The organism is Exiguobacterium sp. s130 (assembly GCF_018619055.1).
Classification (GTDB): domain Bacteria; phylum Bacillota; class Bacilli; order Exiguobacteriales; family Exiguobacteriaceae; genus Exiguobacterium_A.
Genome location: NZ_JACSNI010000014.1, coordinates 1 through 3,818, shown reverse-complemented (window position 1 = coordinate 3,818; position 3,818 = coordinate 1). Strand labels below are relative to the sequence as shown.

The window sequence follows — 3,818 nt, the reverse complement described above, 5'->3', positions numbered from 1 at the left end:
TTGCGAGGAATTGTCATTTCACGCAACGTTACTTTTTTTCACGATTTCAGAGCACGCGAGCGTTCGAAATCTCACGGTACAATTTAATCTCTTCCGGATGCTGGGCTTCCCATTCGAGATTTTGCAGCAGTGGGATTCGGATCGCCCCCTCCATCTCTGACATCAAGTTCGCCAATCGGACGTCACGCCGATTCGTGTTCAGGTCCTCAAGAATTTCTTCGAAATCTTTTCGGAAGTTCGCTAAAGTTTTCATCTGTTCATCCTCCTTATTTTTGTTTGCGTACGTAGTCCTGCAGGACGCCTTCGACGAGTTCGTAGAGTTTCACGTCGTTCTCGAGTGCGATATGTTTCAGACGCTTGTGGAGCGTCACGTCGAGGTCGAGCGAGACCTTCTTCCGGATGATTCGTTGCGGTTTCGTCTCGATTTCGAAATAGCTGTCGTCGAGTTGCGACTGTCCGGTCACCGGATCCACACGCAATGGATCCGTCGCTCGAGTCTTTTTCTCCTTCACCCGTGTCGATTGGACGAAGTCCAGGACACGCTTCTGGGCATTCGGATGGTCTGCAGCAATCTGCCAACGCTTCGTCTGTTGGTCGAACGTCGCCCCAGCCTGTTTCAAGGCTTCTCGTAGCTTCTCCTTGCCTACTGGAGCATGCTGTTTTGCGATTTCGAGGAACTTCATACGTTTGTTGAGTTCCGTGACGTCAAAGATCGACAGTTCCATTTCTCTCATCTGTTTCAATCCTCCTTGCTCGACACCATCCTTATTTTTTAACCTCTTACCCTCTTAAATTTCTAGATTACAGGGCTAGATACCTGCATTCTTTTTGAAAAATTCGCTATTCTAGATCGTTCGGTAGTTGATATAAACCATACATTCCAAAATCCCTTTTTCTCTCTGGATGCCTGTTTAAGATTTTCGCTTTCCTGTACTACCGCACTTCGTTCCGGCGTTTACGCCTTCACTTCGCTTGCTGGCGCACTGCGGCATGTTGAATGGACTCGCTTCGCTCCCTCCTTCAACATCCCTCGCACGACACATGAACTCGTCGTTGATCTTCATCTTTCTGGCACTTTCTATTCCTTTTTTTCATAAAAAAGACTTGTAGAACCTGAAGAGCGAGGGCATACTGCGGGAGGCAGGCGAGGAAAACGGCTGGATGGGCAGACTAACCCCTTGCAAAAGGAAAGAGTTAAATCTGCCCATCGGTGCACTGCGTCCAGTGTAGGACGAGGTATCCGTATGTCTAGGCGTTCCAAGATTGCAGGGGAGTCTCGCCCCTACGATATGACTCGTTGCGCTCTCGCGCACACAAGGCGTTTCCACGCCCTACCTTGCTGCCTTTCGGCGACTCGTCATATAACCCACTGTATGGCGGCCAAAAGCCGTCATACGTCGTGTCACAGCAATCATACAGCCGCCTACTAGGAAATTCCCCACCGTTTGTCGTGGGACTGCCTACAGTCTCGTACCATATGACCCCGTCTGAACCTCTCAACGATCTTTACCGTATCCCTTCGGGACTTAGGCTATGTACAGGGCTCTCCGTCCTTCCCCTGCTAACGTCGCATCACCTACTGGAACTGCGGTGATGACCGATCCATTCTACTGCGTCGGCTGGATGAACCTACTCGTTTAAAGAGCGAGTGCGGACCTCTTTTATATGTAAGACCAAAACAAAAAGGACATCATCCGGTAGCGTGTTTCGTGAAACTTGCTACTGAACGATGTCCTTTTCTCTACTTAAAACCTTGTAAAAGCTAGGTTTCCTTAGTATGATAAGTGCATCTAAGTTGAAGTCACGTCCAATGTGCCTTCAACGATCAATAGCTAGTGTTCCCGCACTCGCTATTCAAAAGCGTCACTTCGTTGATCATCTACTCGTTTCCCGACAAGTAGATGGGAGAAGTGGCGTTTTTTGTTGTTCCGTCCGTATTTTGTTACTGATTATTGTACGCTTACATCAATTTTCTGACAATACAATTTCAAAAAATGAATTCTGTTTTTCATTTTTTTCTTCCGCCACCGAAGAAAATATATGTCACAAAAATGATAAGTGTTATAGTCAATGCCGAAAAAACTGTTTTAAACGTACCATCAGGTAATATTTTCGAGATATAGAGTAAAGTCATTAATATAGAAAAAGTCAAATGGTTACTTCTCATTTGCGAAGTGAGCTTATTCCAATTGAGGAACACCAATAACATTGCTACCGGAGCAAAGAGTGCGGCAATAAAAAAGAACGGAACATTCTTCATATAAGAAGGTGTTTTAATTTCTTTATCTTCCATTTTTATCACTCCCATTGAGTTATTTTATGAAGAAAAGAAAAGTTTTAGTCACATCGCTAGCATTGTCTTTAACCTTCTCAGCATTCGCTCCCTCCTTCGCTTCAGCAGCAGAAAAAACTTCACCTAAACAACAGGTCTCCAATGCAAATTTAAGCATTAACTCTTATCAAAAGTACATAGATTTTCTTGAATCAAATCCCGATGCTTTAGGTGATCCTGCGCTTACTGAGGAGTTTGTATCTAAATTACAGTCTTCAACAAGCACTACAAAACCTGGACAATATGAAACTATGGGAAAGGTCACTCTTGCAGCTAAAGCAGGTGCCAAAGCAATTAAAGCCACTATGAAAAAAATTGGGAAAGAACGATGGAATAACTGGGTAGATAGTATGGAAAAATTCTACGGAATCCCTATGGCTTATCTTCACTATCAAGGTATTACTAACCTCGTAGACATCCTCTCCAACTCAGATGATTCATTTAAAGCAGCAATTTCAAAATATCTCATTAGCAAAGGTATGAATCGAATCATGGCGAACATCATAACAAATATTTTTGTCGCCTTTGTCCTATAAAAAAAAATAAAAGCAGCACGATTTTCTAGTTTTCTTCGACTATAGAGTCTTGTTGCTTTTTTAGTATTAACGAATACAAATTATCTATAAAGATCATCCGAAAACTTTTATTAAAAATGGCACACGCCGTGCCAAAATGATGTTTTTTCTGGCACGCGGTGTGACCTTTTCGCGTTTTTGATGATATCAGGGGAACACTAGGCTCCGCCTAGGCTAGCACGCTGCGTGATAGCAGTTTCCCCTTATGCTCTTTTTCACTGATTTTAACTTTTTTTGTTTTTTAGAGTATCTTAAAACTGTAGCTAATTTTAAATTTTTTTGATTGCTAATCAGCTTTGGAAAACAATTTAAGGAGGGGCATTTCTTGAAAAATATAGACCTTGATTTCCTACTCAGCGTTGAAGACTACGAATTGGAATTGGATACGATGTCATTGAAGGGAAATGACCATTACGCGATTGATTTATATTTTTATGGAGCTGACGATGTGTCCAAGTTGATAATAGATGATCCTTCGCGAGACTATTTTTTAATGCGCTTTGAAAAGTATGCTGTGTTTATGGGGACTCTTCAAGAGCATGGAATCCTTGATGACGGACTCAGAAATCCCTATCCAATCGTGAAGCTACAAGAGTCGATTTTTGGTGAGTTTGCCGAGAAATATATGAAAACAAAAGAAATCTACACCGAACGTGGTGACCTGAATTTATTTGTTATCAGAACGCATGAACAAGAATTTTATATTCTTTCTTATAGTGATCCGATGGTCATAAATAATATGGCTAAGAGCGAGTGAAAAGTTTGTGAAAACGGTCGATTCCGACCGTTTTTTTCGTGCTTGGCTTAATACCAAGGGTATCGTTGCGAGGAATTGTCATTTCACGCAACGTTACTTTTTTTCACGATTTCAGAGCACGCGAGCGTTCGAAATCTCACGGTACAATTTAATC

General features: G+C 42.5%; 5 protein-coding genes. 2 read left to right on the top strand and 3 right to left on the bottom strand.

Features of this window, described 5'->3' with window-relative positions; all coding sequences use genetic code 11:
- Positions 1-46: 46 nt before the first annotated feature.
- The 3 genes from HZS85_RS16525 to HZS85_RS16515 form a co-directional block, all read right to left on the bottom strand.
- Positions 47-253: a hypothetical protein gene (locus HZS85_RS16525; RefSeq protein ID WP_214856873.1), complete on the bottom strand. Its 207-nt coding sequence runs from the start codon at positions 251-253 to the stop codon at positions 47-49.
- A 13-nt stretch (positions 254-266) separates the two neighbouring features.
- Positions 267-734 carry a hypothetical protein gene (locus tag HZS85_RS16520; RefSeq protein ID WP_214856871.1) on the bottom strand — a complete coding sequence of 156 codons (468 nt, stop codon included), beginning with the start codon at positions 732-734 and terminating at the stop codon, positions 267-269.
- Positions 735-2,008: 1,274 nt separating this feature from the next.
- Entirely contained in the window at positions 2,009-2,293 is a 285-nt protein-coding gene (locus HZS85_RS16515; RefSeq protein ID WP_214856869.1) for a hypothetical protein, read from the bottom strand.
- Positions 2,294-2,319: 26 nt separating this feature from the next.
- Here HZS85_RS16515 and HZS85_RS16510 point away from each other — a divergent pair, with 26 nt between their 5' ends.
- Both HZS85_RS16510 and HZS85_RS16505 read left to right on the top strand, forming a co-directional pair.
- Positions 2,320-2,868, top strand: coding sequence for a hypothetical protein (locus tag HZS85_RS16510; RefSeq protein ID WP_214856868.1), 549 nt, complete (start codon positions 2,320-2,322; stop codon positions 2,866-2,868).
- A gap of 364 nt (positions 2,869-3,232) precedes the next feature.
- Positions 3,233-3,664, top strand: a complete 432-nt coding sequence (locus tag HZS85_RS16505; protein WP_214856867.1) for a hypothetical protein — start codon at positions 3,233-3,235, stop codon at positions 3,662-3,664.
- Positions 3,665-3,818: the final 154 nt, after the last annotated feature.